Genomic DNA, 15,448 nt, shown 5'->3' with positions numbered 1-15,448 from the left:
CTTAGGGGCGCGGGGAACTGCGCGCTCAGCCACAGAAAAGCCGCAGACGCGTCTGCTCATGCACCACGCAGACGCGACTGCAGCTTTCGTCGTGGCCGGTCGCGCAGTTCCCCGCGCCCCTATCGGGGCACGACGCGCACGGGGAGAGCCGCCATCGCCCTGCGCAACTCCGCGGCCAGCGCCTCGTACTCCGCCCCCCGCGCCGCCCCCGTCCGCATCGCGAGGGCGATCCTGCGGGTGGGGGCGGGCTCCGCGAAGTACCCGGTGAGGAGCTGACTGGACCGGGACGTCTCCACCTTGACCGCCGTACGCGGCAGCAGCGTCACACCGAGGCCGCCCGCCACCAACTGCACGAGCGTGGAGAGCCCGGCCGCGGTCGTCGTCACCGGCAGATCCCCGCGGCCCGCCTCCCGGCAGATGTCGAGGGCCTGGTCGCGCAGGCAGTGCCCCTCGTCGAGAAGCAGCAGGTTCAGCTCGCGCAGCGCCTCGCGCGGGATGCCCTCGCGGCCGCCGAGCCAGTGGTCGAGCGGCGTGATGAGCACGAAGTCCTCGTCGAACAGCGGGAGTTCGCTCACCCCCGGCACACCGAGCGGCACCGCGAGCAGCAGCAGGTCGAGCCGCCCGCCGAGCAGCCCGTCGACCAGCGAGGCCGTCTGCTCCTCGTGCACCTGCAGGTCGAGCTCCGGGTACCGCTCGTGCACGAGCCGCAGCACGGTCGGCAGCAGATACGGCGCCACCGTCGGGATCGCGCCGAGCCGCAGCGCCCCGGTGAACGGCGCGCGCACCGCCTCCGCCTCCTCGATCAGCGCGCCGACCGCTTCCAGTACGTCCTTGGCGCGGGCGGCCAACCGCTCCCCCGCCGGCGAGAGCAGCACCTTGCGCGTGGTGCGCTCCAGAAGCTGCACGCCGAGGACCTCCTCCAGGGCGGAGACCGCCCCGGACAGCGCGGGCTGGCTCATGCCGATCGCCGCCGCCGCGTCCCGGAAGTGCAGATGCTCGGCGACGGCGTCGAAGGCGCGCAGCTGCGCCAGGCTCGGCTGCTTACCGCTGCGGGCCACACCCTTACCGGCCGCCGTCCCCTTACTGAAGGTCACTGATAACCACCTCCGATCAACACTGCCAAGTCTAGCTATTTCCACAATCAATGCAGGCCGTGCCAGTATCGGGCCACGTCCAACCCTCAGGAAACCCTGGAATTGGGGTTTCCGATCCTCGCAAGGAGAGCGCGTGCTCACTGTCGGTGACAAGTTCCCCACGTACGACCTGACCGCCTGTGTGTCGCTGGAGAGCGGCAAGGAGTTCGAGCAGATCAACCACAAGTCCTACGAGGGCAAGTGGCGCGTGGTGTTCTTCTGGCCGAAGGACTTCACCTTCGTCTGCCCCACCGAGATCGCCGCCTTCGGCAAGCTGAACGACGAGTTCGCCGACCGCGACGCCCAGATCCTCGGCGTCTCCGGCGACTCGGAGTTCGTGCACCACGCCTGGCGCAAGGACCACGACGACCTGCGTGACCTGCCCTTCCCGATGCTGGCCGACTCGAAGCACGAGCTCATGCGCGACTGCGGCGTCGAGGGCGAGGACGGCTTCGCGCAGCGTGCCGTGTTCATCGTCGACCAGAACAACGAGATCCAGTTCACGATGGTGACCGCCGGTTCCGTGGGCCGTAACCCGAAGGAGGTCCTGCGGGTCCTCGACGCCCTGCAGACCGACGAGCTCTGCCCCTGCAACTGGTCCAAGGGCGAGAACACCCTGGACCCGGTCGCGCTGCTCTCGGGCGAGTGATCTGACATGGCACTCGACGAGCTGAAGTCCGCCGTTCCGGACTACGCCAAGGACCTGAAGCTGAACCTCGGTTCGGTGATCGGCAATTCGGACCTGCCGCAGCAGCAGCTGTGGGGCACGGTTCTGGCCTGCGCCATAGCCTCGCGTTCGCCGCGGGTGCTGCGTGAGCTGGAGCCGGAGGCGAAGGCGAACCTGTCGCCGGAGGCGTTCACCGCGGCCAAGTCCGCGGCCGCCATCATGGCGATGAACAACGTCTTCTACCGCACGCGCCACCTGCTCTCCGACCCGGAGTACGGCACGATGCGCGCCGGCCTGCGGATGAACGTCATCGGCAACCCCGGTGTCGACAAGGTCGACTTCGAGCTGTGGTCCCTCGCGGTGTCCGCGATCAACGGCTGCGGGATGTGCCTCGACTCGCACGAGCAGGTGCTCCGCAAGGCGGGCGTGGACCGCGAGACGATCCAGGAGGCGGTCAAGATCGCGGCCGTCCTCCAGGCGGTCGGCGCGACCCTCGACGCCGAGGAAGTCCTCGCGTAACAACGCATGTCGCGGCCCTCCACCGGTACTCCCCGGTGGAGGGCCGCCGCGTTTCTCTCCCCCACCCCGCCCCTTCCCGAAAGTCCTGCCGGAGGGTCTGAATTTCACGCGCCCCGATAGGGGCGCGGGGAACTGCGCGCCCAGCCACGACGGCGGGAAAGCCGAACGAACACCGCCGGAGGCTTTCGGGAAGGGGCGGGGAGGGGATCAATCCGCCGAAGGCGAAGGCGCGGACGAAGACGCAGACGCAGACTCAACCTCTGGCACAGGCGTGCCATGCCGAAGCGCCTGCTCATGGGAGTAAGCCCGCAAGTACCCCACCACCGTGTTCGCCACGGCGACGAGCGGAACGGCGACCACCGCTCCCCCGATACCACCCACCATTCCGCCCGCCGCAACGGACAGCACGACCGCCAGCGGATGCACCCGCACAGCCCGCCCGAGGATGAACGGCTGCAGCACATGCCCCTCGATCTGCTGCACCGCGAGCACCACGACCAGCGCCATGAGCGCCGTGAACACGCCCTGCGTGACGAGCGCGACGACCACCGCGAGCGCGCCCGAGATCACCGCGCCCACCAGCGGGATGAACGCGAACAGGAAGATGAACACGGCGAGCGGCACGGCCATCGGCACGTCGAGGAAGTAGATGCCGATGCCGATGAAGATCGCGTCGATCAGGGCGACGATCACCGTGCCCCGGACGTACGCGGTGAGGGTGCGCCACGCCTTGGGTCCTGCGCCCGCGACTCCCGGACGGGCCTGCGCCGGAACGGCCTTGAGGGTCCAGTTCCAGATCCGCTTGCCGTCGTAGAGGAGGAACAGCGTGGAGAACATCGCGAGCAGGATGCCCGTCATGAACTCCACGATGACCGTGACGCCTTCGAGCCCGGCGGTGGTGATCTCCTCTGTGTTGGTGCCGACGGCCTCGCGGAGGTTCTTCGCGATCTCCTTGATCTGGTCCTCGGTGACGTGGAAGGGGCTCTCCAGGAGCCACTTCTGGAGTTCGTCGATGCCCTCCTGCACGCGTTCGGCGAGGGTGTCGGCGTTCTCCAGGACCTGCCAGACCACGAACCAGCCGACGAGCCCCATGATGACGAAGCCGGTGATGAACGCGACGGCGGTGGCCAGGCCGCGCGGCAGGCCGAGCGCACGCATCCGTGCGACGGCGGGCTGCAGCAGCGCGGTGATGAGGAGCGCGGCCAGGAAGGCCATGACGACGAGCTGGACGGAGGTGATGGCGTAGGCCAACACCCAGAGCGCGGCGGCCAGTACGAGCAGTCGCCAGCCGGCCTCGGCCGCGACCCGCAGCCCCCAGGGCACGGCGTTCACGGGCTCGGGTCTGGCGGCGACAGCGGGAGCGTAGGCCGGCGGTGCGGGCACCACCGGTTCGGGCGCGGAGTCGGCGGCGGAAGCGGCGGAGGCGGGCGCGGAGCCGGACGGCGCGGGCGCGCCCGTCTCGACGGGTCGGTGCGGCTCACCCTCCGCTGCGGCGCGGCGCTCTTCCAAGCGCTCTCCCATCCGGGTCAGTCGGCCCCCGATCCGCTCCAACCACCCTGGCACTCTCGTCATCAGCTTTCCTCGTCCCCCGGATTTTCTTTGTGACCGTACATGCGTGGAGCCCCTCACCGTAGGACGGTGAAGGGCTCCACGAAGTTGAGCGTCAGGCGAAACGCCGGTATCTCAGTACCAGTTGTTGGCCTGCCAGAAGTCCCAGGCACCGCAGGGGCTGCCGTACCGGTCGTTCATGTAGTTGAGGCCCCACTTTATCTGCGTGGCCGGGTTGGTCTGCCAGTCGGAGCCGGCGGAGGCCATCTTGGAGCCGGGCAGCGCCTGCACGAGACCGTACGCACCGGAGGACGGGTTGGACGCCCGGTAGTTCCAGCTGGACTCGTGGTCCACGATGTTGCTGAAGCACTGGAACTGGTCCGCGGGGACCATCTGACGGGCGATCGCCTGCGTCTCCGCGATGGAGTACGAGGACTGCTGCGCGATGTCCGAGATGTCCGCGCGTGCCTCGGAGCGGCTGGCCTTGAGCTCCGCCTCGCGCTCCTTGGCGGCCTTCTCCTCGGCGAGCTTCTGCTCCGCGGCTTCCTTCTTGGCGACCGCGTCCTCGGCGGCCTTCTTGCGCGCCGACTCCTCCGCGGACTTCTGCGCGGCGGCATCGGCGGCGACAGCCTGTGCGTCGGCCTGCTGGGCCAGAGATGCGGTCTGCACCTCGGCCTGCTGGCCCGCGGGGATGTCGGCGAGCAGCGTCCCTTCGCCCGACGCTGCCGTCGCCTCCATGTCGTTGGAGGGCTGGGTGCTGCCCGAGGCAACGCCCACGACGGCGCCGACAGTGGTGACCGCCGTGGCCGAAGCCACCGCGAATCCCCGGACCGAAATCCGGCTCACATGCATTCCTTCCAGCATCGCCCGGTCGGTGACCTTTCGGGCGCAATCGTGCCCCTGACGCTGGCCACCCACTGATACATGGTCACGGGCAGCACGGACCCCAGGAAGCAACTCCCTTACGAGAGCGGCCTCCTGTGAATCGGGTGGCATGCGGCGGTCTCTATGAAGTTCTGGTGTTCCACACCGCTGGGGGTGCGCAAGTGCCGCATGCGGGGCCTGACAGGACCACGACTCTGCCGGAACGGGATGCCGCGAGGCAATTCTCCGTTGCGTGTGAAAGCTCACACCCCGTTTGCCCCAGGGGTTTTGCGGAAATGCGCGTACGGCGCGACGCCGCCCGGCTAAGCTCTTCGGCTTCGCCGGACGGCGCCAACTGCCGCGTAGATATGTGGAGGTACTGCATTTCGGGCATCGCGCACATGCCCCGTCAGACCCCGCTAGATATGAACGTCCTCCAGCATTTCGGTCACGAGCGCCGCGATCTGCGAGCGTTCGGAGCGGGTCAGGGTCACATGCGCGAAGAGCGGATGCCCCTTCAACTTCTCGACGACGGCGACGACTCCGTCGTACCGGCCGACCCTGAGGTTGTCGCGCTGGGCGACGTCGTGCGTGAGAACCACCCTGGAATTGGCCCCGATTCGGGACAGAACGGTCAGCAGGACGTTCCGTTCCAGGGATTGGGCCTCGTCCACGATCACGAAGGCGTCGTGGAGCGAGCGGCCGCGGATGTGGGTGAGCGGCAGGACCTCCAACATGCCGCGCGCCGTGACCTCCTCGATGACCTCGCGGCTCGTCACCGCCGAGAGCGTGTCGAAGACCGCCTGCGCCCACGGGCCCATCTTCTCGGCCTCGCTGCCCGGCAGATAGCCGAGCTCCTGCCCGCCGACCGCGTACAGCGGCCGGAAGACCATCACCTTCTGGTGCTGCCTGCGTTCGAGCACCGCGTCGAGTCCCGCGCAGAGCGCGAGCGCCGACTTGCCGGTGCCGGCCCGGCCGCCCATCGACACGATGCCGATGTCCGGGTCGAGCAGCATGTCGAGGGCGATGCGCTGTTCGGCGCTGCGGCCCTTGAGTCCGAACGCCTCGCGATCGCCGCGTACGAGCCGGACGTTGCCCTCGGGCGTGACCCGGCCGAGGGCCTTGCCCTTCTCCGAGCGGAGCGTGAGCCCGGTGTGCACGGGCAGGTCCGCGGCCTCCGGTACGTACAGGGTGTCCTGCTCGAAGAGGAGGTCCACCTGCTCGCCGGAGAGGCCGAGTTCGGACATTCCGGTCCAGCCGGAGTCCGTGATCGCGAGTTCCGCGCGGTACTCCTCGGCGAGCAGTCCCACCGAGGACGCCTTGATCCGCAGCGGCAGGTCCTTGGAGACGACCGTGACGTCGTACCCCTCCGCCTGCAGGTTGCGGGCGACCGCGAGGATGCGGGAGTCGTTGTCCCCCATTCGATAGCCGGCCGGAAGCACTCCGGGATCCGAGTGGTTGAGCTCGACCCGCAGCGTCCCGCCCAGCTCGCCGATCGGGATCGGGGCGTCGAGCCGCCCGTGCCTGATCCGGCAGTCGTCCAGCATGCGCAGGGCCTGCCGGGCGAAGTAGCCGAGTTCGGGATGGTGCCGCTTGGCCTCTAGTTCCGTGACCACCACGATCGGAAGCACTACTTCGTGTTCGTCGAAGCGGTTCATGGCGTTCGGGTCAGCCAGCAGCACGCTGGTGTCGAGAACGTAAGTGCGCCTGTCGGGAGTGCGGCGCTTTGTGCTGGTCACCACGGAAGGACGTACCCCCTCGGATGAGGTAGGGGAGCGACGGTGTCGCGGAGGACTGGACCGGGCTCGGGCCGCTTGCACGGGCCGAGCGCCGGCCCTCCACGAGTCCCGTACGGAATACGGTCCTTCTGGTGCAAAGGGCCTCCCGGGCGGATGGCCCCGTGCCACCCGCTGAAGGGCGACTCCCCTGGCCGGGGGGTCACTTGACATGGGTATGCCCTCGAACAACCTCAGCCATGCAGCCGGGGACGGCGACGCCTCGGTGAACCTCCGGTGACCTGCTGGATCGTGACTGAGCGTCAGGATCCGTAACGCCGGTGCCGGGCGGCGTAGTCGCGCAGCGCGCGCAGGAAGTCGACCTTGCGGAACGCGGGCCAGAAGACTTCGCAGAAGTAGTACTCGGAGTGCGCGGTCTGCCAGAGCATGAAGCCGGACAGGCGCTGCTCGCCGCTGGTGCGGATGACGAGGTCCGGGTCGGGCTGGTCGCTGGTGTAGAGGTGGCGGCCGATCAGGTCGGTGTCGACGATCTCCGCGAGGGACTCCATCGACGTGCCCTTCTCGGCGTGGTCGAGGAGCATCGAGCGGACGGCGTCGGCGATCTCCTGGCGGCCGCCGTAGCCCACCGCCACGTTGACCGTTATGCCGTCGACATGGGCCGTGGACTCCTCGGCGTCCTTGATCGTGCCGCGCAGCTGGGCGGGCAGGATGTCCGGGGTGCCGACGTGGTGGACGCGCCATCGGCCGTCGTCGGCGAGGGTGCGCACGACGTTCTCGATGATGCCGAGGAGCGGGCCGAGTTCGTCCGCGGGGCGGTCGAAGTTGTCGGTGGAGAGCAGCCAGAGAGTGACGACTTCCACATCGGTCTCGGAGCACCAGCCGAGGAATTCCGAGATCTTCTCGGCCCCGGCCCGGTGGCCGTGCACGGTCGTGCTGCCCGACGCCTTCGCCCAGCGCCGATTGCCGTCCATGATGACGCCGATGTGCTTGGGCACGGCGGAGTGGTCGAGGCGGCCTTCCACCCGGCGTGCGTAAAGCCCGTACACCAGGTCGCGCAGGTTCACTCTCTTCAGCCCCTCCGTGCAGATGGCAGATGCGGCCCCCGAAGGCGCCACCTTACCGTCGGTCGCGGGCCTCTCCGTCCAAGGGTGCTTCTGCCCTGGAGGTAGCTTCGTCCCCATGAACGACAACCGTGTGTACCGCGCCGCCGGTGACCGTTACGACTCGATGGAGTACCGGCGCACCGGTCGCTCCGGCCTGAAGCTGCCCGCGATCTCGCTCGGCCTGTGGCACAACTTCGGCGACGACAAGAGCCTCGACAACCAGCGCGCGATCCTGCGCCGCGCCTTCGACCTGGGCGTCACGCACTTCGACCTGGCGAACAACTACGGCCCGCCGCCCGGCTCGGCGGAGCTGAACTTCGGCAAGCTCCTGCAGCAGGACTTCACGCCGTACCGGGACGAGCTGGTCCTCTCCACCAAGGCCGGCTATCTGATGCACCCGGGCCCGTACGGCGAGTGGGGTTCCCGCAAGTACCTGATGTCGTCCCTGGACGCCTCCCTGAAGCGGATGGGCGTGGACTACGTCGACATCTTCTACTCGCACCGCTTCGACCCGAACACCCCGCTGGAAGAGACGATGGGCGCTCTGGCGTCGGCGGTGCAGCAGGGCAAGGCGCTGTACGTGGGCGTCTCCTCGTACACGAGTGAGCAGACGCGGGAGGCGGTGCGCATCCTGCGGGAGATGGGGGTGCGGCCGCTCATCCACCAGCCCTCGTACTCGATGATCAACCGCTGGACGGAGGACGACGGGCTGCTCGACGTCCTGGAGGAGTCGGGCATGGGCTGCATCTCGTTCGTGCCGCTCGCGCAGGGGCTGCTCACGGGCAAGTACCTGAAGGGCATTCCGGAGGGTTCGCGGGCGACGCAGGGCAAGTCGCTCGACCCGAACCTGCTGAGCGACGAGGTGCTGCGCCGCCTGAACGGCCTGAACGACATCGCGGCCCGGCGCGGCCAGTCGCTGGCGCAGCTGGCCCTGAACTGGGTGCTGCGGGACGAGCGGATGACGTCGGCGCTGATCGGCGCGTCCAGCGTGAAGCAGCTGGAGGAGAACGTCGCGGCGCTGAGCGGTGCGAAGCTCACCGACGAGGAGCTGGCCGAGATCGACGAGTTCGCGGTGTCGACGCCGGGGACGAACATCTGGGCCGGGCGGCAGTAACGGCGCGGAGCCCGTACGACGTCTGTCGACGTCTGTGTGCGGGCATGAAAAACGGGCCGGTCCATGGGGGGGGAGATGGACCGGCCCGAGGGGGGGTTTCCACCATAACCCTTCGTGAGCGCCGTCGCGTGCAGCGGCGTGGCGGGCTAGGCCGCGAGCGCGCCGCAGAGGAGGCCGGTGACGGTTCCGGCGAGCATGCAGGGGCCGAGCGGCATCGCCGTCCTGCGGCCCGCTCGGCCGCGCAGGACAAGGGTGAGCGCGTATCCGCCGCCGTATCCGAGGCCCGCGAGGAAGCCGAGGACGAGGACGCCCCAGCCGTACCACCCAAGGGTTACGCCGAGGGCGACCGCGAGCTTGACGTCGCCGAAGCCCATGCCGGTGGGGTGGGCGAGGAACAGCAGCAGGTAGGTGCCGCCGAGGGCGAGGCCGCCGAGGAGTGCGCCGGTCCAGGAGCCGGCCGCGCCGTCGAGTGCGGCGGCGGCGCCGAGCAGGACGAGGGCGGCGGCGGCGAGCGGCAGGGTGAGGACGTCGGGCAGCCGGTGCACGGCGTGGTCGACGACGGCGAGCAGCACGCCGAACGGCACGAGGGCGAGCCAGACGGCGAGTTCGGGCCGGGGTCCGGCCGCGGCGGCGAGTGCGGCGCACAGGAGCGCGGTGAGCGCGGCGAGCAGCGGGGTGCTGGGGCCGTACCAACAGGGCGTGTGCGGTGGGCAGTTGGGGCAGCGGGCGGTGCCGAGCCAGCCGCCGGCGGGGCCGGTGAGGGGGTGGCCCTGGGGGCAGTGGGCGCGCCAGGGTTCGTCGTAGGCGACGGCGAGGCGGTGGGCGGCGCGCGGCAGGAGCACTCCGGTGAGTGCGCCGTAGGCGGCGGCGAGGGCGGCGAGCAGCGCGGGCACGTGGTGACTTTAAGGGCGTCGCGGGCGGCGGGGTAGAGAGCCCGTACGGCGACGGGCCGTCGGGGAGGGAGAGCGGCTTGCGGCACCGCCCGGCCCCCTCCACCGCGCGGTGCCGCACCGCGTGGCTTTGCCGACGCGAATTAGCCTTGGTCTGAACTTACGTGATGCCTACACGGTGATCGACCGGTTCAGATAACAATGCGGAATCGAAGAGGGGGAGTTGTCCGTATTGCCCGCGTTTGCGAGTGCGCGATGGCGTGCTCCTGGGTGGGGTTCTCCATGTTGTTCCGTTTTGAACTACCGCTGGCCGTCGCGAGCTGCGGGTGCGTTCGGTTCGTTCGTTCGGCGGGTTCGTTCGGCGGGCCGCGTCGATACTCGTGCCATGACTCTCAGCGTCTCCTGGACCGCCGCCCACGCCCGGCGCCTGACCCGGCAGTTCCTCGGCTCCCCCGCCGCCGGGAGCGCACCCCCGTCGATCAGCGCGGACCTCGCCCGTACGGCGGGGGCGATGCTCGGGGCGCATGCGCAGGTGCTCTCGGCCGCCGAGCTGTCGCTGTGTCTGCGGCACGCGGGGGCGACGCGCGCGGACGTGCGGGCGGCACTGTGGGAGGCGGGCACGCTGACGAAGACGTACGGGCCGCGCGGCACCGTGCATCTGCTTCCGACCGCCGAACTCCCGCTGTGGACCGGCGCGTTGTCGGCGCTGCCGATGGGCCGCAGCCCGCACCCGGAGGGCGTACGCCTCACCGGGAAGCAGACCGACGAGGTGGTCGCGGCGGTCGCGGACGCCCTCGACGGGGCGTGCCTGACGGCCGACGAGCTGACCGAGGCGGTCGTCGCGCGCACCGGGCCGTGGGCCGGGGAGCTCACGGTGCCCGCGTTCCAGGGGAGGTGGCCGCGCTGGCGGCAGGCCCTGCACACCGCGGCCCATCGCGGCGCGCTCTGCTTCGGCCCCAACCGCGGCCGCAAGGTGACGTACACGCGGCCGCGCGGAGTGGTGCCCGAGCCCGGTGACGCGGCGCTCGCGGAGCTGGTGCGGCGCTATCTGCACGCGTACGGCCCGGCGACGCCGCAGTCCTTCGCCAAGTGGCTCGCGGTGTCGCCGAGTTGGGCCGTCTCGTTGTTCGGTTCGCTCGGCGGGCGGATCGAGGAGGTCGACTTCGAGGGCGAGCGGGCGTGGGTGGCGGCCGGGGACACGGAGTTCGACGGCGGGGCGGTGGACGGGGTGTGGCTGCTTCCGTACTTCGACGCGTTCGGCATCGCGGCGTACCCGAGGGAGCGGCTCTTCGCCGGGGCCGCCCGCGAACGCGCCCTCGCCGGGGGCCAGGCGGGCAACTTCCCGCTTCTGCTGGTGGCCGACGCGGTCGCGGGTGTCTGGCATCAGCGCAGGTCGGGGCGGCGGATCGCGGTGACGGTCGAGCCGCTGCGGCCCCTTTCGGCAGGGCGGTCACGGGAGTTGGAGGGGCGGGTGCGGCGGGTCGGCGAGGCGCTTGAGGGGGCGGCCGAGCTCACCGTGGGCGAGGTGACGGTGGGGCCGCACGCCTGAGACCTGCCGCCCCCCTGGGGAGCCCCCCCCTGAGGAGACGCCCCCTGAGGAGACGCCCCCAGGTCACCAGGCCTTCTCCCGCAACAGTCGCAGGCCGTTGAGCGCGACCAGGATCGTCGAGCCCTCGTGTCCGGCGACGCCGAGCGGCAGCGGGAGGTGGCCCACCAGGTCCCAGACCGTGAGGATCGCGATGCACACGCCGGCGATCACCAGGTTCTGGGCGACCAGGCGGCGGGCGCGCCGGGAGATCCACACCGCCCTTGGCACGGCGGCGAGTTCGTCGCGTACGACCACCGCGTCCGCGGTCTCCAGGGCCAGGTCGGAGCCCGCGCGCCCCATGGCCACTCCGGTGTGGGCGGCGGCGAGGGCGGGGGCGTCGTTGACTCCGTCGCCGATGACGAGGACGGCGCGACCGCTCTGCGCCAACTCGCTCACCGCTGCGGCCTTTTCATGCGGCAGGAGACCCGCGCGTACGTCCTCGATGCCGACCGCCGCGGCCACGTTCGCCGCGGCGCCCGGACCGTCGCCGGTGAGCAGGACCGGGGGCGTGCCGGTGAGCCGGGCCAGGTCAGCCACGGCCGCGGCGGCGTCGGGCCTGGGCCGGTCGGCGAGGGCGAGGCGGCCCGCGGGGGCGCCGTCGACCAGGACCAGGACGGTGGTCGTGCCGTCCGCCTCCGGCGCGGTGCCCTGCTCGGTCGCGTCCGGGAGGAGGCGGGCGGGGGCGCCCACCTCGACCTTGCGGCCGTCGACGGTGGCGGCGACGCCACGGCCGGGCGTGGAGGTGAAGTCGTACGCCTCCGGGAGCTTCAGGTCGCGCTCGCGGGCCGCTTCGGCGACCGAGCGGGCGATGGGGTGTTCGCTGCGGTGCTCGACGGCCGCCGCGAGGGTGAGCAACTCCCGCTCGTCGAAACCGGTTTCGGGGGTTACGGCGACCACGCGCGGCGTGCCCTCGGTGAGGGTGCCGGTCTTGTCGTACGCGACCGTGTCGATCTGGCCGAGGCGTTCCATCGCGACGGCGGACTTCACGAGGACGCCGTGCCGGCCCGCGTTGGCGATCGCGGAGAGCAGCGGCGGCATCGTGGCGAGGACGACCGCGCACGGGGACGCCACGATCATGAACGTCATCGCGCGCAGCAGGGCGCCGGTGAGGTCCGCGCCGAAGGCCAGCGGGATCCCGAACACGGCGAGCGTGGCGACGACGACGGCCACGGCGTACCGCTGCTCCACCTTCTCGATGAACAGCTGCGTCGGCGCCTTGGTGCGGGACGCCTCCTCGACGAGGGTGACGATGCGGGCGAGCACCGTGTCGGAGGGGTCGCGCTGGACGCGTACGCGCAGGGCGCCGGCCGGGCCGTTGACGGTGCCGGCGAACACCTCGTCGCCCGGCCCCTTCGGCACCGGCAGGGACTCGCCGGTGATGGTGGCCTGGTCGACCTCGCCCCCGCCGTCGACGACCTCGCCGTCCGCGCCGATCCGCTCCCCCGGGCGCACCAGGATCTCGTCGCCGACGCGGAGTTCGGAGGTGGGGACCTGCGCCGTGCCACCGTCGGCACCCGTGACGCGGGTGGCCGTTTCGGGGGCGAGGTCGAGCAGTCCGCGTACGGAGTCCTCGGTGCGGGCGGTGGCCAGGGCCTCCAGGGCGCCGGACGTGGCGAAGATGACGATGAGCAGCGCGCCGTCCATGACCTGCCCGATCGCGGCGGCGCCGAGGGCCGCGACGATCATCAGGAGGTCCACGTCGAGGGTGCGCTCGCGGAGCGCCCTGAGCCCTTCGAGCGCGGGCTCCCAGCCGCCGGCCGCGTAGGCCACGGCGTACAGCGGCGCCCACCACCAGGCGCTCAGGCCCGCGAGCTGCAGCGGCAGCGCGAGCAGGAACGCAAGGGTGGCGGCCCCGGCCCAGCGCACCTCGGGGAGGGCGAGGAGCTTGGTGCGGCGGACGGGGGCGGGGGCGCGGGGTGGTGCGGCGGGGGCCGCCGGTTCTTCGACGGTCGTTTCCCGTACGGAGGAGGGCATGGCGAAGGAGCCCCTCAGCTTGGCGGCGAGCAGGACCCTTTCACCATACCCGCATGCATGAACAGGTCTTCATTCATTCCGATGGGTGATCGCTTTCGCTCGCTACGATGTGCGTATGGGCCACGGAGTCGACAAGGAGCGCGCCAGCACCCGCGCACGTCTGGACACCGTCGGCGCGGCGGACGTCGCCGCGACGCTGCAGGCCCTGGCCACGCCGTCCCGGCTGCGGATCCTGGCCCGGCTGCAGGAAGGGCCGTGCGCGGTGAGCGAGTTGGCCGAGGCGGCGGACCTGGAGCAGTCGGCCTGCTCGCACCAGCTGCGGCTGCTGCGCAACCTGGGCCTGGTCACGGGCGAGCGGCGCGGGCGGTCCATCGTGTACGCGCTGTACGACCACCACGTGGCCGAGCTGCTCGACCAGGCGCTGTTCCACGTCGAGCATCTGCGGTTGGGGTTGCGGGACGAGGCGTAGGTTTCCTGGGGGGGTAGGTTCTGGACCCGCGTCCGGCGCCGTCGACTCGGGGACCGCCGATCGCCCTCCGGGCTCGTCCTCAAACGCCGGACGGGCTGCTTTTGCTCCCCTCCCCGCCCCTTCCCGAAGACCTGCGGTCGGCTGCGGGGCTCCGCCCCGTCCCCCGGTTGTTGTTCGGCTGCCGCGCCATCGTGGCCGGTCGCGCCGTTCCCCGCGCCCCTGTCGGGGCACGCGAATCCAGCCCTTCCGGCGTTGGCCCCGTGGCGGGGCGGGTGGATCAGGGGCGCGGGGAACTGCGCGACCCGCCACGACGCAGCGGCAGCCGAAAAGGCGGGCGGGGGCGGGGCGAAGCACCGAAGCGGGGCCCAGGGGCGGCAGCGCTCGGAGCCCTCCGCTGCTGGATTTGGTGGGCTGCGACCGCCCCTGTCAGGGGCGCGGGGAACTGCGCGACCCGCCACGACGCAGCGGCAGCCGAAAAGGCGGGCGGGGTGCAGGGCGAAGCACCCGGCGTCCCCGACAGGGGCGCGGGGAACTGCGCGACCCGCCACGGCGAAGCCGCAGCCGAAAAGACGGGCGGGGCGGGCGAAGCCCAGAAGGGGGCCCGGGGGCGCAGCCCTCGGAGTCGTCCGCTGAGGACTTTCGGGAAGGGGCGGGGTGGGGAGGAAACCGAGCGTTGGGCCAACTCGCTTGCCTTGGAGTGGACTTCAGCGCCTAGCGTCGGTGGGGGTTCGGGAGCGACGAGAGGAACATCTTGCGTTACACACTGTTCGGCAGGACCGGTCTGCGGGTCAGCGAACTCAGCCTGGGCGCCATGACATTCGGCGGCGAAGCCGGGTTCGGCGCGGACGCCGAGGCCAGCGCGAAGATCCTGCAGACGTACACCGACGCGGGCGGCAACTTCATCGACACCGCCAACATCTACACCGGCGGCAACTCCGAGCTGATCCTCGGCGAACTCCTCGAAGGGCGCCGCGAGTCGTACGTACTGGCCAGCAAGTACACCTGCGCCACCCACCCCGGCGACGTCAACTCCGGGGGCAATCACCGCAAGAGCCTGGTGCGGGCGGTCGAGGACAGCCTGACCCGGCTGCGCACCGACCACCTGGACGTCCTCTGGGTGCACGCGCGCGACAACTTCACACCCGTCGACGAGGTGATGCGCGCCCTCGACGACGTCGTACGCGCCGGGAAGGTGCTCTACCTCGGGGTGTCCGACTGGCCCGCATGGGAGATCGCCACCGCCAACACCCTTGCCGAGCTTCGGGGTTGGACCTCGTTCGCCGGTTCACAGCTGCGCTACAACCTGCTCGAACGCACCCCGGAGCGGGAACTCCTGCCGCAGGCGCGGGCCTTCGACCAGGCGGTGCTCGCCTGGGCGCCGCTCGCCGCGGGCAGGCTCACCGGCAAGTATTGGCGGGGCGAGCGCGGCCGACTCAGCGGCTCCGCCGAGGGCGGTTCCGGTTCGGCCGAGCAGGATGCCCGCGAGGAGGCCGTGATCACCGCGGTCCTGGACGTCGCCGAGCAGTCCGGCGCGAGCCCGGCCCAGGTCGCCCTGGCCTGGCTGCGCACCCGCCCCGGCACCGTGATCCCGCTGATCAGCGCCACCAAGCCGGAGCAGCTCGCGGACAACCTGGGCGCGGTCGACGTCACCCTCGACGAGTCCGCCGTCCGCCGCCTCGACGAGGCGAGCGAGATCCCGCTCGGCTTCCCGCACGCGTTCCTCCGCGACCCGCAGGTCGTACAGACGGTGTACGGGGACCGGGGCGCGGAGATCGTCGACCGGCGCTCGACGTACCGGCGGACGGTCACGGAGGTGCGTTGACGGAGGTGCGTTGACGGGCGT

Annotated in this window: 13 protein-coding genes; 6 read left to right on the top strand and 7 right to left on the bottom strand. The window is 71.0% G+C overall.

Translation table 11 applies throughout. The features are described from left to right. Positions 1–119: 119 nt before the first annotated feature. Positions 120–1,094: a LysR substrate-binding domain-containing protein gene (locus tag QIS96_RS30345; protein ID WP_282546005.1), complete on the bottom strand. Its 975-nt coding sequence runs from the start codon at positions 1,092–1,094 to the stop codon at positions 120–122. Between the two features lie 133 nt (positions 1,095–1,227). On the opposite strand from QIS96_RS30345, the gene QIS96_RS30340 reads away from it, so the two are divergent. Together QIS96_RS30340 and QIS96_RS30335 are read left to right on the top strand one after the other, a co-directional pair. Next, positions 1,228–1,782, top strand: a complete 555-nt coding sequence (locus QIS96_RS30340) for a peroxiredoxin (RefSeq protein WP_282546004.1) — start codon at positions 1,228–1,230, stop codon at positions 1,780–1,782. A gap of 6 nt (positions 1,783–1,788) precedes the next feature. Continuing rightward, positions 1,789–2,319: an alkyl hydroperoxide reductase gene (locus tag QIS96_RS30335; RefSeq protein WP_282546003.1), complete on the top strand. Its 531-nt coding sequence runs from the start codon at positions 1,789–1,791 to the stop codon at positions 2,317–2,319. A 207-nt stretch (positions 2,320–2,526) separates the two neighbouring features. Here the strand turns inward: QIS96_RS30335 and QIS96_RS30330 are convergent, their stop codons facing one another. From QIS96_RS30330 to QIS96_RS30315, 4 genes are all read right to left on the bottom strand, one after another. Next, positions 2,527–3,891 carry an AI-2E family transporter gene (locus tag QIS96_RS30330; RefSeq protein ID WP_282546002.1) on the bottom strand — a complete coding sequence of 455 codons (1,365 nt, stop codon included), beginning with the start codon at positions 3,889–3,891 and terminating at the stop codon, positions 2,527–2,529. A 111-nt stretch (positions 3,892–4,002) separates the two neighbouring features. Beyond that, positions 4,003–4,713, bottom strand: a complete 711-nt coding sequence (locus tag QIS96_RS30325) for an aggregation-promoting factor C-terminal-like domain-containing protein (RefSeq protein WP_456316891.1) — start codon at positions 4,711–4,713, stop codon at positions 4,003–4,005. A gap of 437 nt (positions 4,714–5,150) precedes the next feature. After that, positions 5,151–6,473: a PhoH family protein gene (locus QIS96_RS30320; protein WP_282546000.1), complete on the bottom strand. Its 1,323-nt coding sequence runs from the start codon at positions 6,471–6,473 to the stop codon at positions 5,151–5,153. Between the two features lie 296 nt (positions 6,474–6,769). Further along, positions 6,770–7,531, bottom strand: a complete 762-nt coding sequence (locus tag QIS96_RS30315; RefSeq protein WP_282545999.1) for an isoprenyl transferase — start codon at positions 7,529–7,531, stop codon at positions 6,770–6,772. A gap of 115 nt (positions 7,532–7,646) precedes the next feature. Between QIS96_RS30315 and mgrA the strand changes: the two genes are divergently transcribed. Beyond that, entirely contained in the window at positions 7,647–8,684 is a 1,038-nt protein-coding gene (gene mgrA, locus QIS96_RS30310; RefSeq protein ID WP_282545998.1) for an L-glyceraldehyde 3-phosphate reductase, read from the top strand. A gap of 146 nt (positions 8,685–8,830) precedes the next feature. Here mgrA and QIS96_RS30305 read toward each other — a convergent pair whose 3' ends face one another. Continuing rightward, entirely contained in the window at positions 8,831–9,577 is a 747-nt protein-coding gene (locus tag QIS96_RS30305; RefSeq protein WP_408907283.1) for a prepilin peptidase, read from the bottom strand. 382 nt (positions 9,578–9,959) lie between these two features. On the opposite strand from QIS96_RS30305, the gene QIS96_RS30300 reads away from it, so the two are divergent. Next, the gene (locus tag QIS96_RS30300) at positions 9,960–11,123 is read left to right on the top strand and encodes a winged helix DNA-binding domain-containing protein (RefSeq protein ID WP_282545997.1); all 1,164 of its coding nucleotides are present in this window, start codon (positions 9,960–9,962) and stop codon (positions 11,121–11,123) included. A gap of 63 nt (positions 11,124–11,186) precedes the next feature. Here QIS96_RS30300 and QIS96_RS30295 read toward each other — a convergent pair whose 3' ends face one another. Beyond that, positions 11,187–13,136, bottom strand: a complete 1,950-nt coding sequence (locus tag QIS96_RS30295) for a heavy metal translocating P-type ATPase (RefSeq protein ID WP_282545996.1) — start codon at positions 13,134–13,136, stop codon at positions 11,187–11,189. A 115-nt stretch (positions 13,137–13,251) separates the two neighbouring features. On the opposite strand from QIS96_RS30295, the gene QIS96_RS30290 reads away from it, so the two are divergent. Continuing rightward, a complete protein-coding gene (locus tag QIS96_RS30290; protein ID WP_282545995.1) occupies positions 13,252–13,605 on the top strand; it encodes an ArsR/SmtB family transcription factor in 354 nt (117 codons plus the stop codon). Positions 13,606–14,356: 751 nt separating this feature from the next. Then, positions 14,357–15,427, top strand: coding sequence for an aldo/keto reductase (locus tag QIS96_RS30285; protein ID WP_282545994.1), 1,071 nt, complete (start codon positions 14,357–14,359; stop codon positions 15,425–15,427). The last annotated feature ends 21 nt before the right edge of the window (positions 15,428–15,448 follow it).

The sequence above is a fragment of the Streptomyces cavernicola genome, assembly GCF_029968035.1.
Taxonomy (GTDB): domain Bacteria; phylum Actinomycetota; class Actinomycetes; order Streptomycetales; family Streptomycetaceae; genus Streptomyces; species Streptomyces cavernicola.
This window is presented reverse-complemented; position numbering and strand designations above follow the sequence as displayed.

What these genes read in the sequence shown, in the direction of transcription:
- QIS96_RS30295 (WP_282545996.1), bottom strand. Translation starts at nt 13,136, where the DNA reads ATGCCCTCCTCCGTACGGGAAACGACCGTCGAAGAACCGGCGGCCCCC.
- mgrA (WP_282545998.1), top strand. Translation starts at nt 7,647, where the DNA reads ATGAACGACAACCGTGTGTACCGCGCCGCCGGTGACCGTTACGACTCG.
- QIS96_RS30290 (WP_282545995.1), top strand. Translation starts at nt 13,252, where the DNA reads ATGGGCCACGGAGTCGACAAGGAGCGCGCCAGCACCCGCGCACGTCTG.
- QIS96_RS30300 (WP_282545997.1), top strand. Translation starts at nt 9,960, where the DNA reads ATGACTCTCAGCGTCTCCTGGACCGCCGCCCACGCCCGGCGCCTGACC.
- QIS96_RS30330 (WP_282546002.1), bottom strand. Translation starts at nt 3,891, where the DNA reads ATGACGAGAGTGCCAGGGTGGTTGGAGCGGATCGGGGGCCGACTGACC.
- QIS96_RS30335 (WP_282546003.1), top strand. Translation starts at nt 1,789, where the DNA reads ATGGCACTCGACGAGCTGAAGTCCGCCGTTCCGGACTACGCCAAGGAC.